The organism is Candidatus Igneacidithiobacillus taiwanensis (genome assembly GCF_031962545.1).
GTDB classification, from domain to species: Bacteria; Pseudomonadota; Gammaproteobacteria; order Acidithiobacillales; family Acidithiobacillaceae; genus Igneacidithiobacillus; species Igneacidithiobacillus taiwanensis.
Window position 1 is genome coordinate 1 of sequence record NZ_JAVRKK010000006.1, and the last position, 18,578, is coordinate 18,578.

Annotated in this window: 21 protein-coding genes and 1 tRNA gene; 11 read left to right on the plus strand and 11 right to left on the minus strand. The window is 60.4% G+C overall.

What is annotated here, in order from left to right:
- Nucleotides 1-180: 180 nt before the first annotated feature.
- Nucleotides 181-1,650 (plus strand): mannose-1-phosphate guanylyltransferase/mannose-6-phosphate isomerase, encoded by a 1,470-nt coding sequence (locus tag RTI30_RS01765; RefSeq protein WP_312261703.1) that lies wholly within the window; start codon nt 181-183, stop codon nt 1,648-1,650.
- Nucleotides 1,651-1,890: 240 nt separating this feature from the next.
- Nucleotides 1,891-2,061 carry a hypothetical protein gene (locus RTI30_RS01770; protein WP_312274564.1) on the plus strand — a complete coding sequence of 57 codons (171 nt, stop codon included), beginning with the start codon at nt 1,891-1,893 and terminating at the stop codon, nt 2,059-2,061.
- 686 nt (nt 2,062-2,747) lie between these two features.
- On the opposite strand, the gene RTI30_RS01775 is transcribed toward RTI30_RS01770, so the two are convergent.
- A tRNA-Arg gene (locus RTI30_RS01775) sits at nt 2,748-2,823 on the minus strand.
- A 169-nt stretch (nt 2,824-2,992) separates the two neighbouring features.
- Between RTI30_RS01775 and RTI30_RS01780 the strand changes: the two genes are divergently transcribed.
- From RTI30_RS01780 to RTI30_RS01790, 3 genes are read left to right on the plus strand one after another with little or no spacing between them, the layout of a single operon-like run.
- Nucleotides 2,993-3,637, plus strand: a complete 645-nt coding sequence (locus RTI30_RS01780; protein ID WP_312261705.1) for a TetR/AcrR family transcriptional regulator — start codon at nt 2,993-2,995, stop codon at nt 3,635-3,637.
- Nucleotides 3,634-4,497: an acetylglutamate kinase gene (gene argB, locus RTI30_RS01785; RefSeq protein ID WP_312261707.1), complete on the plus strand. Its 864-nt coding sequence runs from the start codon at nt 3,634-3,636 to the stop codon at nt 4,495-4,497. Before RTI30_RS01780 ends, argB begins: the two co-directional genes overlap by 4 nt.
- Complete coding sequence (locus tag RTI30_RS01790; protein ID WP_312261709.1) at nt 4,494-5,174, plus strand: pyrimidine 5'-nucleotidase; 681 nt, start codon at nt 4,494-4,496, stop codon at nt 5,172-5,174. Before argB ends, RTI30_RS01790 begins: the two co-directional genes overlap by 4 nt.
- A 2-nt stretch (nt 5,175-5,176) precedes the next feature.
- On the opposite strand, the gene RTI30_RS01795 is transcribed toward RTI30_RS01790, so the two are convergent.
- Nucleotides 5,177-6,190 (minus strand): HlyD family secretion protein, encoded by a 1,014-nt coding sequence (locus RTI30_RS01795; protein WP_312261711.1) that lies wholly within the window; start codon nt 6,188-6,190, stop codon nt 5,177-5,179.
- A gap of 168 nt (nt 6,191-6,358) precedes the next feature.
- Here RTI30_RS01795 and RTI30_RS01800 point away from each other — a divergent pair, with 168 nt between their 5' ends.
- Complete coding sequence (locus tag RTI30_RS01800) at nt 6,359-6,904, plus strand: acyloxyacyl hydrolase (RefSeq protein WP_312261712.1); 546 nt, start codon at nt 6,359-6,361, stop codon at nt 6,902-6,904.
- Between the two features lie 19 nt (nt 6,905-6,923).
- Here the strand turns inward: RTI30_RS01800 and bioB are convergent, their stop codons facing one another.
- The 4 genes from bioB to RTI30_RS01820 are packed head-to-tail and all read right to left on the minus strand — an operon-like array spanning nt 6,924 to nt 9,649.
- The gene (gene bioB / locus RTI30_RS01805; protein WP_312261714.1) at nt 6,924-7,868 is read right to left on the minus strand and encodes a biotin synthase BioB; all 945 of its coding nucleotides are present in this window, start codon (nt 7,866-7,868) and stop codon (nt 6,924-6,926) included.
- A gap of 21 nt (nt 7,869-7,889) precedes the next feature.
- Nucleotides 7,890-8,159, minus strand: coding sequence for a YggT family protein (locus RTI30_RS01810; protein ID WP_312261716.1), 270 nt, complete (start codon nt 8,157-8,159; stop codon nt 7,890-7,892).
- Between the two features lie 2 nt (nt 8,160-8,161).
- Nucleotides 8,162-8,986, minus strand: a complete 825-nt coding sequence (gene proC / locus RTI30_RS01815; RefSeq protein WP_312261718.1) for a pyrroline-5-carboxylate reductase — start codon at nt 8,984-8,986, stop codon at nt 8,162-8,164.
- A gap of 3 nt (nt 8,987-8,989) precedes the next feature.
- Entirely contained in the window at nt 8,990-9,649 is a 660-nt protein-coding gene (locus tag RTI30_RS01820; RefSeq protein WP_312261720.1) for a YggS family pyridoxal phosphate-dependent enzyme, read from the minus strand.
- An 85-nt stretch (nt 9,650-9,734) separates the two neighbouring features.
- On the opposite strand from RTI30_RS01820, the gene RTI30_RS01825 reads away from it, so the two are divergent.
- Genes RTI30_RS01825 through RTI30_RS01835 form a run of 3 tightly spaced genes read left to right on the plus strand, consistent with a single transcriptional unit; the run spans nt 9,735 to nt 13,092 of the window.
- The gene (locus RTI30_RS01825) at nt 9,735-10,784 is read left to right on the plus strand and encodes a type IV pilus twitching motility protein PilT (RefSeq protein WP_409449671.1); all 1,050 of its coding nucleotides are present in this window, start codon (nt 9,735-9,737) and stop codon (nt 10,782-10,784) included.
- 14 nt (nt 10,785-10,798) lie between these two features.
- Nucleotides 10,799-11,941 (plus strand): PilT/PilU family type 4a pilus ATPase, encoded by a 1,143-nt coding sequence (locus RTI30_RS01830; protein WP_312261723.1) that lies wholly within the window; start codon nt 10,799-10,801, stop codon nt 11,939-11,941.
- Nucleotides 11,938-13,092, plus strand: a complete 1,155-nt coding sequence (locus tag RTI30_RS01835) for a glycosyltransferase (RefSeq protein WP_312261725.1) — start codon at nt 11,938-11,940, stop codon at nt 13,090-13,092. The genes RTI30_RS01830 and RTI30_RS01835 overlap by 4 nt, the downstream gene beginning before the upstream one ends.
- Here RTI30_RS01835 and RTI30_RS01840 read toward each other — a convergent pair.
- The 5 genes from RTI30_RS01840 to trmB all read right to left on the minus strand — a co-directional run bounded on the left by RTI30_RS01840 (nt 13,068) and on the right by trmB (nt 16,914).
- Nucleotides 13,068-14,210, minus strand: coding sequence for an FAD-dependent oxidoreductase (locus RTI30_RS01840; protein WP_312261727.1), 1,143 nt, complete (start codon nt 14,208-14,210; stop codon nt 13,068-13,070). The genes RTI30_RS01835 and RTI30_RS01840 overlap by 25 nt on opposite strands.
- Nucleotides 14,211-14,243: 33 nt before the next feature.
- Nucleotides 14,244-14,726: a hypothetical protein gene (locus RTI30_RS01845; protein WP_312261729.1), complete on the minus strand. Its 483-nt coding sequence runs from the start codon at nt 14,724-14,726 to the stop codon at nt 14,244-14,246.
- A gap of 13 nt (nt 14,727-14,739) precedes the next feature.
- The gene (locus tag RTI30_RS01850; protein ID WP_312261731.1) at nt 14,740-15,426 is read right to left on the minus strand and encodes an MBL fold metallo-hydrolase; all 687 of its coding nucleotides are present in this window, start codon (nt 15,424-15,426) and stop codon (nt 14,740-14,742) included.
- 97 nt (nt 15,427-15,523) lie between these two features.
- The gene (locus RTI30_RS01855) at nt 15,524-16,222 is read right to left on the minus strand and encodes a Crp/Fnr family transcriptional regulator (RefSeq protein ID WP_312261733.1); all 699 of its coding nucleotides are present in this window, start codon (nt 16,220-16,222) and stop codon (nt 15,524-15,526) included.
- Nucleotides 16,219-16,914, minus strand: a complete 696-nt coding sequence (trmB, locus tag RTI30_RS01860; RefSeq protein ID WP_312261735.1) for a tRNA (guanosine(46)-N7)-methyltransferase TrmB — start codon at nt 16,912-16,914, stop codon at nt 16,219-16,221. The genes RTI30_RS01855 and trmB overlap by 4 nt, the downstream gene beginning before the upstream one ends.
- Before the next feature lie 39 nt (nt 16,915-16,953).
- Here trmB and purE point away from each other — a divergent pair, with 39 nt between their 5' ends.
- Entirely contained in the window at nt 16,954-17,454 is a 501-nt protein-coding gene (gene purE, locus RTI30_RS01865; RefSeq protein WP_312261737.1) for a 5-(carboxyamino)imidazole ribonucleotide mutase, read from the plus strand.
- Nucleotides 17,451-18,575: a 5-(carboxyamino)imidazole ribonucleotide synthase gene (locus RTI30_RS01870; RefSeq protein ID WP_312261739.1), complete on the plus strand. Its 1,125-nt coding sequence runs from the start codon at nt 17,451-17,453 to the stop codon at nt 18,573-18,575. Before purE ends, RTI30_RS01870 begins: the two co-directional genes overlap by 4 nt.
- The last annotated feature ends 3 nt before the right edge of the window (nt 18,576-18,578 follow it).

Consider the following 18,578-nt stretch of genomic DNA (forward strand, 5'->3'; position numbering starts at 1 on the left):
CGCCGAACGGCCACACCATCGACTCGGACAGAAACCACCGCTATCCTTCCTCCTCCAACATCTACCACAGTGCCAAAGGTGGTGGACGCATACACATTGTTGACTTGGCCTTGGGTGGATAATAGCCTAGCCCGAGAAGTGCTCACAACGCCGAAAGCAAGAAGCCCCAGGAGAGCAAGCATGACGGAGCAACGCAGCATCGTTCCTGTAGTACTGTCTGGCGGTACTGGCAGCAGGCTCTGGCCACTTTCTCGCAGTTCTCATCCCAAACCCTTCATCCCCCTCCCCGATGGGGAAACTCTGATTCAAAAAACCCTGAAACGCGTTGCCGCCTTACACAGTAGTTCCCCCCTCCTCACCGTCACCAACCGCGACTACTACTTTCTTACCCGAGATGCCTATAGCGACTGCTTGGCTGCGGACTCCGAACAGTCGATGCCCAACATGCATTACCTGCTCGAATCCCAGGCCCGTAATACCGCGCCGGCAATGGCCGTTGCTGCCCTCTGGGCGCAGCAGGAGATCGGTCCCGACGCTGTGCTCCTCGTCCTCCCCAGTGATCACTTGATTCCAGACGCCACTGCCTTCACCGAGGCCGTGGATCGCGCAGCAGCCATGGCCGCAGACGGCTTCCTGGTAACCTTTGGTATTACCCCCACCAAGCCCGAAACCGGCTTCGGATATATTCGGGCAGGGGAGCCCTTGGCGGGGGGAGGCTATCGCGTCGCCCGATTCGTCGAGAAGCCCGATGCCCTCACCGCCGAGCGCTATGTCGCAAGTGGCGAATATTATTGGAACTCGGGTATGTTTTGTATGCGTGCCGAAGATCTGTTGCGTGGCCTCGGTCAGCATGCCCCGGAAATTCATGACAATGCCCTAGTTTCTTGGCAGCAGGCCAAGCGCAATGGCGACACTTGGGAACTCGGCAGCGCATTTGCCTTGGCGCCGGACCTCTCCATCGACTACGCTCTCATGGAGCACTCCGAAGAGACGGCGGTGATCCCCGTCAGTTTCCATTGGAATGACCTTGGCGCCTGGCGTTCCTACGGCGAGCTGCTCGATTGCGATGGCGACAACAACCGGATCATTGGTGGCGATACCATAATCGAGGACAGCTCTGGCTGCATCGTGTATAGTCCGCATCGCCTGACCGCCCTCCTTGGAGTGCAAGATCTCCTCGTCGTCGATACCCCAGACGCCCTGCTCATCGCCCGTAAAGAACGCGATCAGGACGTCAAGCGCATCGTCAGCCGACTCAAAAAACAAAGCAAACACCTGCTCGAAACCCATGTAACCGTGCATCGCCCTTGGGGTAGCTACACGGTGCTGGAAGAGGGGCACCACTTCAAGATAAAGCGAATCGTCGTCAAACCTGGGGAGCGCCTCTCTTTGCAAATGCATCACCATCGCAGCGAGCATTGGATTGTCGTTTCCGGCACCGCCGAGGTAACCGTCGGTAAGGAAAACCGACTCATCATGACCAACGAGTCGACCTTCATCCCGGCTGGAACCACCCATCGCTTGAGCAACCCTGGAGTTATCGATCTGGTGCTCATCGAGGTACAGAGTGGTGCGTATCTGGGTGAAGACGACATCGTCCGCTTTGAAGATGTCTACGGACGGGCGGGCGCCGCGGAGCCGGTCGCTTAGAGGCAGGCGAGTTCGGCGCCATCGGCTAAACCGAGGTGCTGCTTGTATGAACGTCCCCGGTTTTACGCGATGCCGTACGTTCCATGTGTAAAGATCCGGAAGATGACCAACTCCTGCACTGTCTGGACCGTGGTGCCAGTTTGGATCGCAAAAAGAATGCTGCGGCCAATGCTTGGAGAGCCGCGAGTATAGAGCGAGAGTCTTTGGTAACCGCTCATCGGGAAGCGGTGGCGCAGTGACGTGATGATCGGCGACGCGCAGGGAGGAGAGATTCGCCAGGGTGCAGAAGGCTTGTCGCAAAGCACTCCCGACGACTGGTCATTCTGCTGGGGGAGCGGAATAGGCGGCGTTTTCGTGGCGATGGTGGGGAGTATCCCGGAGGGTGGCAAAAGCCCCTGGTTGTTGTGGTAGGCGCAGCATTGCCATTGCAGGGGCCTCGTGCTTGCAAGCTTTGATTGTGCCTATGTAGCCTCTTACGCCCAGCATGTAAAAACGGGATCGGAGATCTGCGAGATCGGCGCGGCGGCAGGCCCGTGCGAAAGACAAATGGATGGCCTCGTAGGTAGTCCAAATACCCGCCCATCCATGAAACGCGGCAAGCCTCGCAAGACTTCCACTTCCACCGACGACAGTGGAACCGTGCGCGCTTCCGTTTTTTGTCTCCGGCCGTGGTACTGTGCGTTTGTTGAGGTCGATATGACTCCACAGCAAACCCGAGTACTGGACAGGGCGTTCGCCCGTCTCCTGATCCGTAGTGCCCTTGGTTTGCAGGATTTCGCCCGCCCGCCTGGCCGTTTCGACGGCAAAGCGCACCAAGGAAAGCAGCCGGGGGTTTTGCGCGCGGCGCGCAACAGGCGCAGTTCTTCATTCCATGTAGGCGCCTATCTCGAGCCTTGGATTGGGAAGGCATCTTGATTTGCACACACGGGTTTCCCATAGATAGGGGGATGAAAATAGGAAATCTCATGGCGCACTGTTTGCGTGGTAATCACCGTCGCAAGGCGGTTATCCCGATATTTGGCAATAATGGGGGGCGTTACGGCGGCGAGGCGGAAATATAAAGATGTCTAAAAAATACTATAGATTGCTAAGGTTATTGGTGCCCCGGAACCGAATCGAACGGTTGACCTACCGCTTAGGAGGCGGTTGCTCTATCCACTGAGCTACCGGGGCGCAATGCAATGCTAGCAAGAAAAGGCGCGGGCGCCCAAGCTGCCGAGGGCCTTGGCGAGCAAAACAGGCAAGCCAGTGACGTTTTCTTGCCAAAAATGGCCTCCTGCCCACTCGCGGTGCTACACTGGCTGACCGACGGGTCGGTATTGCTTGGCCGCAGGAAACAGGTATGAAAAACGACGTTACCGCCACTTGCGAAGAAGGAGAAGGGCGCCTCAAGATCATTGCGGCGGCGGAGAAGCTCTTTGCCGATCACGGCTTTGATGCGGTATCGATGCATGCCATCGCAACGGCGGCTGGAATTAGCAAAGCCAACATTTACCACTATTTCTCCAACAAAGATGCGCTCTACTTGGCGGTCTTGCAGGGTGCCAGTGCGGCCTTGCGCGCTCGTCTGCAGGAGGCGATGGACTCCCGCGGCCCAGCCAGTGAGGCGCTACGCCATTTTGCAGTGAGCCATCTTCGGCATCTCCTAGCGCGGCCCTACTTGGTGCGCCTCTTTTTACGCGAACTATTGGAAAATGGGGAACCCCGCGCTCGCGATTTGGCGGATGCCGGGCTCGCCGATCTTTTTGCGAGTTTGGTCGGCATACTCCGGATGGGGCAGGAGCAGGGCGAATTGCGTTCTGACTTCGACCCTGCCCTGGTGGCAACGATGCTGTTGGGTGCCAACGTCATCTTTTTTCAATTGCGGGATTTGCTGCGACAATACCCCGAGGTGCACTTCGTCGATACTCCGGAGGAGTACGATTTGGCCATGGTAGAGGTGTTGTTGCAAGGTATTCGTCAAAACCCACAGGATTCGTCTTCATGAACATCGACCCCCGCTTACAGGCCGAATTTTTGATCGAAGCGCTGCCCTACATGCAGCGCTTCCAAGGTAGCACCCTGGTCATCAAGTACGGCGGCAACGCCATGACCGAGCCGGCCTTGCAGGAGCAATTCGCCTACGATGTCACCCTGCTCAAGCAGGTGGGGATGAATCCGGTCATCGTCCATGGCGGCGGGCCACAGATCAACTCTCTGCTGGCGCGCCTGCAATTGCCGTCAAAGATGGTCGACGGTATGCGCGTTACCGACGATGCGACCATGGAAGTCGTCGAGATGGTTTTGGGTGGTCAGGTCAACAAGCAGATCGTCCAGGGCATCCAACGGGCTGGCGGCAAGGCGGTGGGGCTTACGGGCAAGGACGGCAATCTGATCCAGGCGCGCAAGCTGCAGCGCCCTGACGGGCTCGATCTTGGCTGGGTGGGCGAGGTGAGTCAGGTCAATGCCGAACTCATTCGCTTTCTCGATGGCGGTGGTTTGATTCCGGTCATTGCCCCCATCGGCGTCGGCCCGGCGGGGGAGTCCTACAATATCAATGCCGATCTGGTTGCCGGCGCCCTCGCCAGCACCCTGCATGCCGATAAGTTTGTGCTTATGACCAATGTTGCCGGCGTTCTCGACCCCGAGAGCAAACTCTACGAGCGGCTGCGCATTACCGAGGTGCAACAGTTGATGGCCAATGGTGTGATCAGTGGCGGCATGATCCCTAAGCTCAACTGCTGCCTCGACGCCTTGGCGGGCGGGGTACGCGCTGCCCACATCATCGACGGCCGGGTGCCCCACGCGCTGTTGCTAGAGGTCTTTACCCGCCACGGCGTGGGTACCCTGATTTCGGATCTCGATTGAAAGCGCGCCGCGGACAACGGCGTGGCGCCCGTCGTGCCGACCGGATTTTGCCACGTTTTCTTGGCCAACGTCGCCGCCCCTGGCCGGTGTATCTTTTCGATCTCGACAACACCCTCTACGACGCCAACATCCATTGCTTTCCGCAGATGCATCGCTACATGCACGCCTACCTCGAGGAGAAACTGGGGCTCGATCCAGCGGCAGCAGTGGCCTTGCGCCAGCGCTACTGGCGACGCTACGGCACCACTCTGGCGGGGCTGATTCGCCATCACGATACCAACCCCTATGAGTTTCTCGAAGCCATTCATCCGCCGGCGCTGGCGGCGACGGTCCCTAGAAATCGACAGCTCCAGCGCTGGCTGGAAGGCCTCGATGGTCCGGCATACATCTTTACCAATAGCATCCGTGCCCATGCCGAGCGGGTCGTACAACGCCTGGGCGTTGCGCACGTTTTTGTCGAGATATTTGATTTGGTTGCTGCGGGCCTGCGCGGCAAGCCCGATCCGCAAGCCTATCGCCATCTTTTGCGGCGCTATCGGGTAGCCGCCCGTCGCTGTCACTTTTATGACGATAGCCGCGCCAACCTGCGCAGTGCCCGTCGGCTGGGTATGGCGACTACCTGGGTGCATCCCGTGCGCCGTCGCCGCGACCAGTTGACGCAGCTGCCACCGCGCTAGTTTTAGAAGATCGGGCGCAGGAAGCGTACCCAATCCGGCACGTTGCCAGTATCGACGGTCACCGTAGCGCTGGTGCCGATGCGCAGCGGCAGTTTAGGATCGGGATTCAGCACTTCGATACGCACTGGCACTCGCTGGGTGACCTTTACCCAGTTGCCAGTGGCATTTTCCGGTGGCAAAAGAGAAAAGGCGTTGCCGGCGCCGCCACTCATGCTCACCACCCGACCCTTGAAGGCATGATTGGGATACATATCGATCTGGATGTCTGCCGCCAGCCCGGGATGAATCCGCTTGAGATCGGTCTCTTTGTAGTTGGCCTCGATCCAGTAGGCACCATTGCCAATGAGAGGGAAGAGATCCTGATTGACGCTGGCGACATCGCCTACATGTATTTTGTCGACCTTGCTCACTACCCCGGTGATGGGAGCGTAAATGACCGTATCGGACAGATCGAGCTTGGCCATGCGTACGGCAGCCTCGGCGGCCTCGATCTTGGCCTGATTGAGGGCGCTCTGCGCGCTGGCGCCTGCGAGGGAGGCGCGATTGGCCGCCATCTGTGCGGCAAATTCCGATGCTTTGGTTTGGGCATTATCGGCGGCCTGCGCGGATAGGTAGCGCTGGGCGGCGAGGGCCTTGGCGCGCTCGGCATTGCGCGCGGCGTTGCCATAATTGATTTGGTTGGCCTGGAGCTGCGCTTGGGCGGCGGCGATATTGGCAGCAATGGCCGCGCGTTGGCGCTCGGCCTGGGCGAGTTCGGCCTCGGCCTGCTGGAGCTTGTATTCGTAAGCGCGCGGGTCAATTTTGACGAGAGGCTGCCCTTTTTGCACAATCTGGTTGTCGTGAACGTAGATTGCGACAATGCGTCCACTCACCCGTGGCGCAATGTTGACGACGTGGGCGTGCACATAGGCATCATCGGTGCTTGGATAGTAATCGGAGATTTGGAAATAGGCGTAGGCGCCAAAGACAACCAGCACAATGATGATCAGCACCGCAAACCGTTTCAACCAACGCATGGCGAATATCCTTCTCCAGAAATTACGTAGCAGGGCGCGCCAGAAGAGGAGGAGCGATGTCCGCTACGGTCTTTGACGCGATTCGAAACCATACTGACCGTTCGGTCGATAAGGTAGCGCATGCGGCGCTGCCGGGCAAGTCGTTTTCACTTTATTGAGGAGCTAAGCATGCGATTGATTCGTGCCAAGACAGGGCTCATTGCCCTGGCAATGTTGGTTGCGGCCCCGGCCGCTAGTGCCGAGGGACTGCACGTTATCCAGGGCGGGCCCGCGTATCTCAGCACGGGGATCGGCGTATTCAACGGCGTTGGCATTCACCCCGAAACCGGCCCGAATCCGCGGGTGCCGGAAATCAATGTCGAATATCAAACCGCTTCCAAGCTATTTGGGGTTGGCGCCGTTTGGGGCTTGATGGCCAATACCCGCGGCGGCTTTATGGGGTATACCGGTTTCTATTCCGACATCGCCTGGGATCGTTGGGTGCTTACCCCCGTGCTGGGTTTTGGCGGCTACGATGCCGGCAACGGTAAGGACTTGGGCAGTATCTTTGAGTTCCGCCTGGAGTTGGGTCTGGCGTATCAGTTCGCCAACGGTGGCCGTCTGGGTTTTAAAATCGCGCACGTTTCCAATGCCTACATCGTCCCGCAAGATCCCGGCGAGAATGAGGCCTTGGTTACCTACTCCTTCCCGCTCTCCTTCGGCGACCATAGCTAATGGCCAAAGCGCGCGGCGCTTAGCCAGCCGCGCGCAGCCCGAGTTTGGCAAAAAGGCCAGCATCGTGATCGGTGCTGGCATTGTTGGTAGTCAGCAGGCGTTCGCCCAGGAAGATGCTGTTGGCTCCCGCCAGAAAGGCGAGGGCTTGGAGGGCATCGCTCATCTTCTCGCGCCCAGCGGCAAGGCGCACGTAGCTCATGGGAAAGAGAATGCGGGCGACGGCAATGGTGCGCACAAATTCGATTTCATCCACGGGTTCTGCCCCAGCGAGGGGCGTGCCGGCAATCGGCACCAAGGCGTTGATGGGAACGCTTTCCGGCGCCGGGCGCAGAGCGGCGAGGCTTTGTAAGAGGCGGGCGCGATCGCGGCGGCTTTCCCCCATCCCAAGGATGCCGCCACTGCAGACCTTGATACCGGCTTCGCGGACGGCGGCCAGGGTGTCGAGGCGCTCCTGGTAACTACGGGTATGGATGACCTCGCCGTAGAATTCCGGGGAAGTATCTAAATTGTGGTTGTAGTAATCGAGGCCCGCAGCCTGTAGGCGCTCGGCCTGGCCGGGCTTGAGCATGCCGAGGGTGACGCAGGTTTCCAGACCCAAGTCCTTTACCGCTGCCACCATCTCCGCCACCCGCTCGAGGTCCTTGTCGTGCGGACTGCGCCACGCGGCACCCATACAAAAGCGTTGTGCTCCCGCCGCCTTGGCGGCCTTGGCAGCGGCCACGACCTCGGCGAGAGGCAGCAGGGGGGTAACCGCCAATTTGGCCTCGTGATGCACGCTTTGCGCACAGTAGCCGCAGTCTTCGGGACAGGCCCCGGTCTTGATCGACAAAAGGGTAGAACACTGCAGCTCGGTTGCTGAAAAATGCTCCCGATGCACTTGTTGGGCGCGAAACAGGAGATCGGGAAAAGGAAGCTCGAAGAGGGCGAGGATTTCCTCCAGGCTGGGGTCTTGCAGAGTGGTCATGGTAGCTTCTCTAGGGCGAATTCAGAGGGTGCCAAACAGCAGGCGTGGCAGCAGCATCTTGGCCGCCTCGATGAGGAGCATCGCGACGAAAGGGCTGATGTCGATATTCCCAAAGGACGGCAAGTGCCGTTGCAAGGGCAGAAGTATGGGATCGGTAACCCGACTCAGAAAGCGCACGATGGGGTTATACGGATCCGGTTGCACCCACGATAGAATGGCGCGCAGAAAGATCGCCCAAAAAAGTAGGGTCATGGCGAGCTCGATCAGGCGGTAGAGGTCGTAGAGCAGCATGCTTAGAGCTCCTTGGCTAGCTGTTGGGCAAGGGCCTGGCTGCGCTGGCTCGCGGCGTCCAGGGCCCGTTGCGCAAGAGGACGCAGGCCTTCTTCCCAAGCAGCCAGCCCCGCCGCGGTTGTGCCCCCTGGGCTGGTCACCTGATGGCGGAGCAGGGCCGGTGCCAGCTCGCTGCGCGCCGCCAGTTCCGCCGCACCGCGCAGGGTAGCAATGGCAAGGCGCCGCGCCTGATCGCGGTACAATCCTCCCGCCACGGCGGCATCCTCGAGGGCCTCAAGAAAGAGGAAAACATAGGCAGGCCCGCTGCCGGCCAATGCGGTCGCCATGTCCATACTGTCTTCGTCTGCCAACCATTCGACCATTCCCGTACTTTTGATGAGTGTTTCTGCCGCTGCCCGCCGCGCCGCATGCACCGCCGGGCCGGCCACCATGGTACTGGCGCCAAAGCCAATCTGGGCGGGGGTATTGGGCATCACCCGAACGATGTCTACCGCGGGTACCAAGCGCTGCAATTCTTGCAGACGAATGCCGGCCGCCACGGAAATGAGCAGGGCCTGGGCAGCGCGGAGTGACTCTGCCCATCCCTGCAGAATGGCCCGCGCTTGCTTCGGCTTGGCGGCGTAGAAAACGACAGCCTGGGAAGGTAGGTCGCAGGGTTCGGCGCTGCAGCTTCGTACACCAAACTCTGCCGCCAAGGCATCGCGCCGCTCGGGGTGCGGGGCATGCACCTGAATTTGCTGGGCAGGGAAGCCGCTTTTACAGATGCCGGCGATGAGGGCACGGGCCATGTTCCCCGCCCCGAGGAAGACGATGTGCTCGGTTTGCAATGCTCACTCCTTGGGGCGTGCGCCGAAGAGGACGGTCCCCAGTCGAATTTCTGTGGCCCCGTGGGCCAAGGCCTGAGGATAGTCGCCCGAGGTCCCCATGGAAAGGGTATCAATGGCCTGCTCCGGAAATTCCGCCTGCAGTCGTTGAAAAAGTCGCGCCATTTGCCGGAAGTTGCTTACTGCCTCCTGCGGGTCGGGATGCACCAAGGCCATCAGCCCGCGGAGACGCAAATTGGGGTAGCGCAGCACTGTTCGCGCCAAGGCAATGACTTGGTCTGGGGCGATGCCGCCCTTGTTTTCCTCGCCGCTGGCCGCCACCTCGAGCAAAATTTGTAGGGGTGGCAAGCCGGCCCGTTCCTGGTCGAGGCGCGCCAGTAGAATTTCGCGGTCGACGCTCTCCACCCAGTCGAAGTGCCGGGCAATATCCCGCGTCTTGTTGCGCTGGATGCGACCAATGAAATGCCAGCAGAGATCGAGATCGGCGAGGGCAGTGATTTTTGCCTGGGCTTCCTGCAGGTAATTTTCGCCAAAGTGGCGCAGGCCGAGGGCATGGGCCTCCCGCAGCCGCTCTGCCGATACTTTCTTGCTGACGGCAAGTACGCGCGCGGCCGGGTAGGGGCGGAGCTGTTCCTGAATGGCGAGCAGACGCTGCGGCAGGTCCATGGCTTTCCTTGGGCGGAATCGCAAAGCTCGACTATATTACCTGGAGTTCATTGTCTTTCGAAACGTGGGGGTACGGATGAGCCAGATGGACGTTACCGATCTACTCGGCTTTGCCGTCAAGAACAAGGCCTCGGATATTCATCTCTCGGCAGGCTTGCCGCCGATGGTGCGCATCAATGGAGAAATGCGCCCGATCAATGCGCCTGCTCTGAGCAAGGAAGTCGTCCATGCCATGATCTACGACATCATGAACGACGCCCAGCGTAAGTGGTACGAAGAAAATCTGGAAATCGATTTTGCCATCGACGTGCCCCAGGTGGCGCGTTTTCGCGTCAATGCTTTCCAGCAGGATCGCGGCCCAGCGGCGGCCTTCCGGACCATTCCCGCCAAGGTTCTCAGCCTCGAGGATCTCAGAGCGCCAGCGATTTTCAAGGAGATCATCGACGTACCCCGCGGCCTAGTGTTGGTGACGGGGCCGACGGGCTCGGGTAAGTCCACCACCTTGGCGGCAATGATCAACCACATCAATAATCATCGCCAAGAGCACATCATCACCATCGAAGATCCCATCGAGTTTCTGCATACTCCCAACCGCTGCCTGATCAATCAACGCGAGGTGGGACCCAACACCAAGTCTTTCGAGAACGCCCTGCGTTCGGCCCTGCGCGAGGACCCCGATGTCATTCTCGTAGGCGAGTTACGTGACCTCGAGACCATGCGTTTGGCACTGACGGCGGCGGAGACGGGCCATGTAGTGTTTGGTACCCTGCACACCAGTTCGGCACCCAAGACCATCGATCGTATCATCGACTCCTTCCCCGGCGGCGAGAAGGATATGGTGCGCTCGATGCTTTCCGAGTCTTTGCGCGCGGTGATCGCCCAGACCCTGATCCCGACCGCCGACCGTCGCGGACGGGTGGCGGCGCACGAGATCATGATTGCCAATCCGGCAATCCGCAACCTGATTCGCGAAAATAAGGTCGCGCAAATGTATTCGGTGATTCAGACCGGGCAGAATCAGGGCATGCAGACCCTCGATCAGTGCCTCCTCAGTTTGGTGCGAGCGCATACCATCAGTCGTGAAGATGCCTTGCGCCGGGCGCAAAATAAAGACAGCCTTTTCAACGTCGCCTGAGGCAGGAAACGACTATGACGGTGCTGGACGACCTGTTGCGACTCATGGTCCAAAAAAACGGCTCGGACCTGTATTTTACCGTCGGCTCGCCGCCGGTCATCAAGATCGACGGGCGCGCAGTGCCGGTCGGTGACGAGGCTCTGAAGCCCGAGCAGAGCCTGGCCTTGGCCAAGGAGATTCTCGGGGTCGAGCGACTTCAAGAATTTCAGCGTGAGAAAGAAGTCAATATGGCCCTGTCTGTTTCGGGAGTCGGACGCTTTCGTGTCAATGGCTTTTTTCAGCGCAACCAAATTGCTCTGGTGCTGCGGTCGATCAAGACAGAGATACCGACTCTGGAACAGTTACACATGCCGCCTGTTCTCAAGGAACTGGCAATGAGCGCGCGCGGGCTGATTCTCTTTGTTGGCGCCACCGGTTCCGGTAAGAGCACGTCGCTGGCTTCCATGCTGCAGTATCGTAATGCCAATGCGGCCGGACACATTCTTACCATCGAGGATCCGATCGAGTACCTGCACCGCAACATCAAGTCCATCGTCAATCAACGCGAGGTAGGAATCGATACCCTGAGCTATGAAAATGCCTTGGAAAATGCCTTGCGCGAGGCGCCGGACGTCATCCTGATTGGCGAAATTCGCAGTCGCGATACCATGGATCATGCCGTTGCCTATGCCGAAACCGGGCATTTGTGTATGTCGACCCTGCATGCCAATAATGCCAACCAGGCCATTGAACGCATCATCAATTTTTTCCCCGAGGAGCGCAAAAAGCAGCTGCTCATGGACCTCTCTCTCAACCTCAAGGCGGTCGTCTCGCAGCGCTTGTTGCCGCTGAAAGGCAAACCCGGGCGGATTGCGGCCATGGAGGTATTGATCAACACGCCTACGGTGGCAGACCTCATCAATCGTGGCGAAGTTGGCCTGTTGAAGACGGTGATGGCACGCCCCAACGATGTCGGAATGCAGACCTTCGACCAGTCCTTGGTGAGCCTCTACATGAACGGTCTGATCGAGTACGACGACGCCATCCGCGCCGCCGATTCCACCAACGACCTGCGCTTGGCGATCAAAATGGAGTGTATGCGCAGAGGTCTGGAAGATCCGGGCAGTAAGGCGACGGAGGCGGTTACGGATAGCTGGAACATCGGCGGCACGCCTTGATTGCCCTGCTGTTTTCGGCAGCAGTGTTACTTGCTTGGCTGCTGCTTTTCCTTGCTCGCGGCGGCTTCTGGCGCGCCGACCAACGACTCGGGTCGGGATCGCTGACCGACTGGCCAGCGGTAACGGCGGTGGTGCCGGCGCGCAACGAGGCCGAAGGTATTGCTGCCTGCGTGCGCGGAATTCTCTGCCAAGATTATCCCGGCGAATTGCGCTTGATCGTGATCGACGACCAAAGCAGTGACGCTACTGCCCAACTCGCCCGCCATGCCGCCGCAGAGCTGGATGCTGCCGGGCGCTTAACCGTCTTGGCTGGTCAAGGGCTGCCAGAAGGATGGGCGGGCAAGGTCTGGGCGATGGCGCAAGGGGTGACGGCGGCAGGCGATGAGGTCCCCTACCTGTGGTTTACCGATGCCGACATCGTCCATCCACCGCGGGTACTGCGCAATTTGGTGGCCAAAGCCGAGTCCGAACGGCGCGTACTAGTCTCCTTGATGGTGCGCCTCTCCTGTCGGGGCCTCTGGGAGCGCTGGTTGATTCCGCCCTTTCTCTTCTTTTTCCAGAAGCTCTATCCCTTCCCTTGGGTCAATGATCCGCGCCGTCGCCTTGCCGGGGCAGCCGGTGGGTGCATGCTGGTGGCGCGCACCGCCTTGGCAGCGAGTGGCGGCCTGACTGCCATGCGCTCGGCCCTGATCGACGACTGCACCCTGGCCGCACAACTGAAACGCCAAGGGTCGATCTGGCTCGGGCTTGCAGAGGAGAGCTACAGTCTGCGCGAGTACACACGGCTTGGAGAAATTTGGCGGATGGTTGCCCGCTCCGCCTATGTGCAGCTCGACTTTCGCCCGGCGCGGCTCTTCGTCGCTACCGGTACCATGCTTTTTCTTTATTTGGCGCCCTGGCTCCTCTTGCTTATTGGCCTGTGGCGTGGACAAACGGCAGTTTGGCTTATGGCCTTGCTCAGCCTGCTGCTTTCTTGGCGGCTCTTCTGGCCCACCCTACGCCACTGCGGTCTCTCCCCGTTCTGGGTCCTGACTCTGCAACCGGCAGCCTGGCTCTACACCCTAATGACGCTGGATTCCGCCCGCCGCCACTATGCCGGCCGCGGCGGGGCGTGGAAGGGACGGACTTACGCCGCGCCCCGCGGGCGGTAGGGGCCCAGATAGCGCCACTCAAAGGCGCGCTTGGCCAAGTGCCACCAGGAGCCGGGCACGACCCGCGCCATATTCGGCGAACGATAGACCAGGTTGCCGCCATCGAGGCTGTCGACAATGCAGATGAGTTCGTGGCGGAAGGCTCTGTCCGCCTCCTGGCCTTGCAGATGGCGCAAGGCATTGTGGACCGCGGCCTTGGCTTGCAAATCAGCACTATGCCCCTGCTTGGGCAGCCAATCTGGGGCATCCAGATACGCGCCCGCATCGCCAACCACATAAATCCCCGGTATACCCGGCACCTGGCAGTAGGCATCGGCCTGTAGAAAACCGCCCGGAGAGAGGGGCAGGGCACTGTTGGCGGCAAAGCTAGGCCCGGTCATGCCCGGCATGAAGAGGATCAGGTCGGCATCGATATCGCCACCCTCGGTATGCACCTCGTCGGCGCTAAAACTCGTGATCTTGTGCCCGAGATGGGTCCGTATCTGGCGCTTTTCCATCTCCTGCAGCAGGCCCGCTACGGCATCGGCGCCAAGGCGGTTGCCCGGTTCACGCATGGGATTGAAAAAGGTGAGGGTGAAGGCGTCGCGCTTGCCTTGCCGGCGCAGGTAGGTGTCGATACCAAAAAGCAATTCGAAAATGGGACCGCCGCGCACGGCGCTGGGCTCTTGGGGGTTGCCGGCAAAGCCAAAGGCGATGCTGCCACCCGACATGGCCTGCAAACGATCACGAATTTGCTGCGCCGTCTCGATGCCATCGCAGATGGCAAGGCTGTGCTCGATGCCCGGCAGCTTGCGTAGTCCACGGCCGCCGGCGGCAATGATCAACACGTCCTGCTCTACGCTCTCGCCCGATGCCAGGTGTACTTTGCCCTCGGCATCGATGGACTGCACCTCGCCGGGGACAAACTCGACCTTTTCGCGGGCAAAGAAATCGCGCAGGTCGATGCGCAATTCCTCACCTTGGCGCAGGCCAGTAGGCACCCAAATCAGACTCGGGTAGTAGATGAATTCTGGCTTGGGTGCAATGAGGCGGATTTTGGCCTCGGGCGACTGGCGGCGCAGGGTACGAACGGCGGTGAGGCCGCCAAAACCGCTGCCGATAATCGTGAACTGTGGCATTTGAGTGTCCTCCTTTTTCTGTAGCATTCAATACTAGACGAGAACGCGTCGGTATGCCGCGGGTAGTGGGCTTTCCTGCTGTGCCTGGGCAGCGCCACGGGCCACGAAGAGATTGATGATCTGCCCGTGCGCCTGGATCAGGGTAACGACGTTTGGATCATCGCTGGTTTCCTCGATCATGACCCCGTCTGGCAGCAGGGTAAGCTCCATCTGGATCTTTTCCCGCTGCGCAAAGAGTTCGGCAAAGGCCGGGTCCCAGAAGCGTAGCCCAAAATTCTCGTGTAGGCGCTGCTTCATCGACGGGACGTGATCATGGAGCAGGGCAACGACTTCGGCGTCGTCGGAGCGGGTGCGCGCTCGGATGCCATTGGGCAAGACTTCCAATTCGCGAGAAATCTTCTCGTGCAAGGCGAGGAGACGATGAAATACCGCCTGGTCGTGACGGTGCCGCGCCGCCCGCTCCGGGTCGCTGCCAGCGGCGCCGCGTCCAAAACCCGTTCTTTGCATGGATGGCATGATCTGTTCCTCCTTATGCGATCTGGCCGCAGAGACGATTGGCGGGTACCGCTTCGTCGATACGCTTGGGTTTCGGGAGGTCGAGGCCATTCATGATGGCAATGAATTCTTCCCGTGATTTGCCCGCCAAGCGCGGATTGCTGTGCTTTTCTTCGCCAATACAACTCACCCAGCGGCCCTTGTAGTCGTGGCCAGGATACACCAGGGTCTCGTCGGGTAGGGAAAAGAGCTGCGCGTGGATGCTGTCATAGAGCTGGCCGGCATTGCCGCCCTGAAAGTCGGTACGCCCGCAGCCGCCAATGAGCAAGGCATCGCCGGTAAAGACGCGGTCGTGCCAACGGAAGCTGAGAGACTCCGGCGTGTGGCCGGGGGTGGCGAGGATACGGATGACGTCATCCCCAAGCACGACGAAGTCGCCGTCATCCACCTGTAAATCCGCGCAGTCCGCCCCCGCCCGGCTACTCAAGACCACCTTTGCCCCGGTGGCCTTGCGCAAGGCTTTGGCGGCGCTGATGTGGTCGGCGTGGAGGTGGGTTTCGAGGATATGGGTGAGTTGCAGGTGTTCTTCGCGCAGCACGGCGAGCACGGCCTCGCTGCTGTCGGCAACGGCGTCGATGACGACGGCATCGCGCCAGGTGCTGTCGCCCAAAATGTAGGTAAAGGTGCTGCTTTCTGGATGAAAGAGTTGTCGAAAAAACATGGTATTGCTCCCTGCCGCCATGGCAGTTGTTGGATCATGGCGATAGTTTGCCCCGCTCTGTTCGTCGCTGCATTGATAAAAATCAATCTTGAGCGATTTACTCGGGTTTTTTGCCGGCAATCTCTTGCAGGCGGGCCGCGGCGAGGATTTCCAGCTGCCCACGATGTTCCCGGAGCCAGTCCTGGCGTTTGAACTCTGCCATGATGCGGCTCACATGCTCTACCGAAAGCCCCAAAAACGCCGCCAGATCTTGTCGCGTGAGGGGAAAGGGTAGACTGCGCAAGTGCGGGTAGCGCTGCGCCCACTGTAAGAGAAATGTCGCCAGCCGCGCCTCGGCGCGCTTGGCGCCAAGCTCCACCACGCGCTCCTCGCTATCGCGCAGGGCATCGTGCCAGCGCTGCAGAATTGCCGCGCGGATCTTGGGCTGGCGCTCGGAAAGACGCTGCAGCTCGCCAAGGTCGAGACGACAGAGCTTGCCGGGGGCGAGGCTGATGGCGTCGTGACGGTGCTGCGTTTCGTGCAGCCCCTCAAAGCCGAATAGGTCGCCATGATGCAGTAAGCGCAGGATGACCTCCTGGCCACTGGCGAGATTCTTTACCAGTTTCACCGCCCCCTCGCGTAGGGTGTAGGCATAGCGCGCTGGCTCGCCGCTGCGATAGAGGACGTCATTGGCCTGGCAGTCGAGATCTTGCACCTCCATGCCGAGGCTGCAGAGTTCGACCGGATCGAGTCCTGCAAAAATGCTCTCGCCGCGCATTTGGCAGCGACTGCAGTCCGAGAGGCCGATGGTTTTCATTCGGGTTTGGTGCAAAAACGCAGATCAAAAACCCGGTGCCCGAGGGCCTGACCACGCCGCTCAAAGCGTGTTGGGATGCGGTTTTCCGGGGCAGCTGCATAGTTACCGGCACCGGCGAGATTCTGCCAACCGGGGAGGGATTCGACGGTTTGCAGCATATGCTCGGCATAGGGCTCCCAATCGGTAGCCAGCTGTAATTCGCCGCCGGGGCGCAGCACGCGCTGCAGCAGCTGCAGAAACTCTACCTGAATCAGACGTCGCTTGTGGTGCCGCTTTTTCGGCCAGGGATCGGGAAACTGGATGACGATGAGGGAAAATACCGCGGCCGGAAGGGCGCGTAGCCAAGGCACGATATCTGCCGGTAGCACGCGCAGGTTCTGCAATTGTGCTGCCTCCGCCTGCAACAAGAGGGCGCCGACCCCGGGGCGATGGACCTCCGCCCCGATGCAGCCCCAATCGGGATGGTTGGCGGCGAAATGTGCCAAATGCGCACCATTGCCAAAGCCAATCTCGAGCAGTAGCGGTGTCGATTGCGGCCAAGGCGACTGCCAGGGTGCGTCTGCATCCAAGAAATAGCTCGCACCGCGTTCGGCCAGAACGCGCTCTTGCGCATCGGTCAAACGTCCCTGGCGCAGGACGAAGCTACGGATGGGACGCATCTTGGGCTTGAGCGACTCGTTCATGCCCGGCATTATACCAAGTTTCCGGCCAGCCGCCGAAGGAGAGAGAGGATGCAGCAAGGGCCCGTCGTCGGCGTCGTCATGGGTAGTCAGAGCGACTGGGAGATCATGCAGGCGGCAACCCAGATTCTCGCGCTCCTGCAGATTCCCCACGAGGCGCGGGTAGTCTCGGCGCACCGCACTCCCGACTTGCTTTTCCAGTATGCCGAAGAAGCCGCTGGCCGCGGGCTGCAGGCAATCATTGCCGGTGCCGGCGGCGCGGCGCATCTGCCGGGTATGCTGGCGGCGAAGACCCTGATTCCGGTGCTTGGCGTGCCGGTACCTTCGCGGCACCTGCAGGGGCAGGATTCCCTGCTTTCCATCGTGCAGATGCCCAAGGGTGTGCCGGTGGCGACCTTTGCCATTGGCACCGCTGGGGCAGCCAATGCCGCCCTCTTTGCCGCTGCACAACTGGCGTTGCACGACACTGCACTGCGCGCCCGCCTCGAGCAGTTTCGCGCCGCGCAGACGGCGCAGGCCCTGCAAAGCCAGCTACCGCCAGCATCGCCATGATCGCACCCGGCAGCACCATCGGCATCCTTGGCGGTGGCCAACTCGGCATGATGTTGGCACTCGCAGCACGTCGTTTCGATTGTGCCGTCTGGGTCTATGACCCCGATCCCGATGCCCCGGCAGCAGCGATTGCAGAGCGCCACATCTGCGCCCCCTTCGAGCAGGAAACGGCGCTGGCAGCGTTCTGCGCCGGGGTTGCTGCCATTACCGTCGAACGCGAGCAGATTCCGCGGGCAACCCTCGAATTCTGCGCCCAGCACAGCATCCTGCGCCCCAACCCCGGTTCCGTGGCCATTGCCCAAGACCGTATCCGCGAAAAAACCTTCTTCCGCGAGCTCGGCTTGGCAACCGCTGAATTTGCCGTCCTCCGTACCCCCGCCGACTTGGCGGCGGCGCAAACGATTCCCTATCCCGCTCTGCTCAAAACCGCCCAGGATGGCTATGACGGCAAGGGCCAACTGCGCTTACCAAGCCCCGAAGCACTGGCGCCGGCGTGGCAGGAGCTCGGGCAACGCCCGGCAATCGTCGAAGCCATGGTCCCCTTGCAGCAGGAGTTTTCGGTCATTCTGGCACGCAATAGCGCCGGCTTGGCGGTATTCTATCCTCTCGCCGAAAATCGTCATCGCCAGGGCATCCTCGATCTCAGTATCGTGCCGGCGGCGCTGCCCGATGCCGTGCAAGACCAGGCGCGGCGCTGGGCGCTGCAGATTGCCGAGGCTCTCGACTATATAGGCGTGCTAGCGGTGGAGTTCTTTCACAGCGTCGATGGCAGGCTGCTCCTCAACGAAATGGCGCCGCGCCCCCACAATAGCGGTCATTTTAGCCTCGATGCCTGCGTGCATAGCCAGTTCGACCAGCAACTGCGCAGCTTGCTCGACCTGCCCCTCGGCGATACCCGCCTGCTCTCGCCAGTGGTGATGCTAAATCTCCTCGGCGATCTCTGGCTCGATGGCGCGCTCGATTGGGGGCACTGGCTGCGCCACCCCCAGGTCAAGCCCTACCTGTATGGCAAGAAAGAGGCACGGCGTGGCCGCAAAATGGGGCATCTGAACATCCTTGCCGCAAGCCGGGAGGCAGCCCTGCGGACCGTGGCCGAGCTGCGCGGCGGCGAGGTGGGCTGAGGC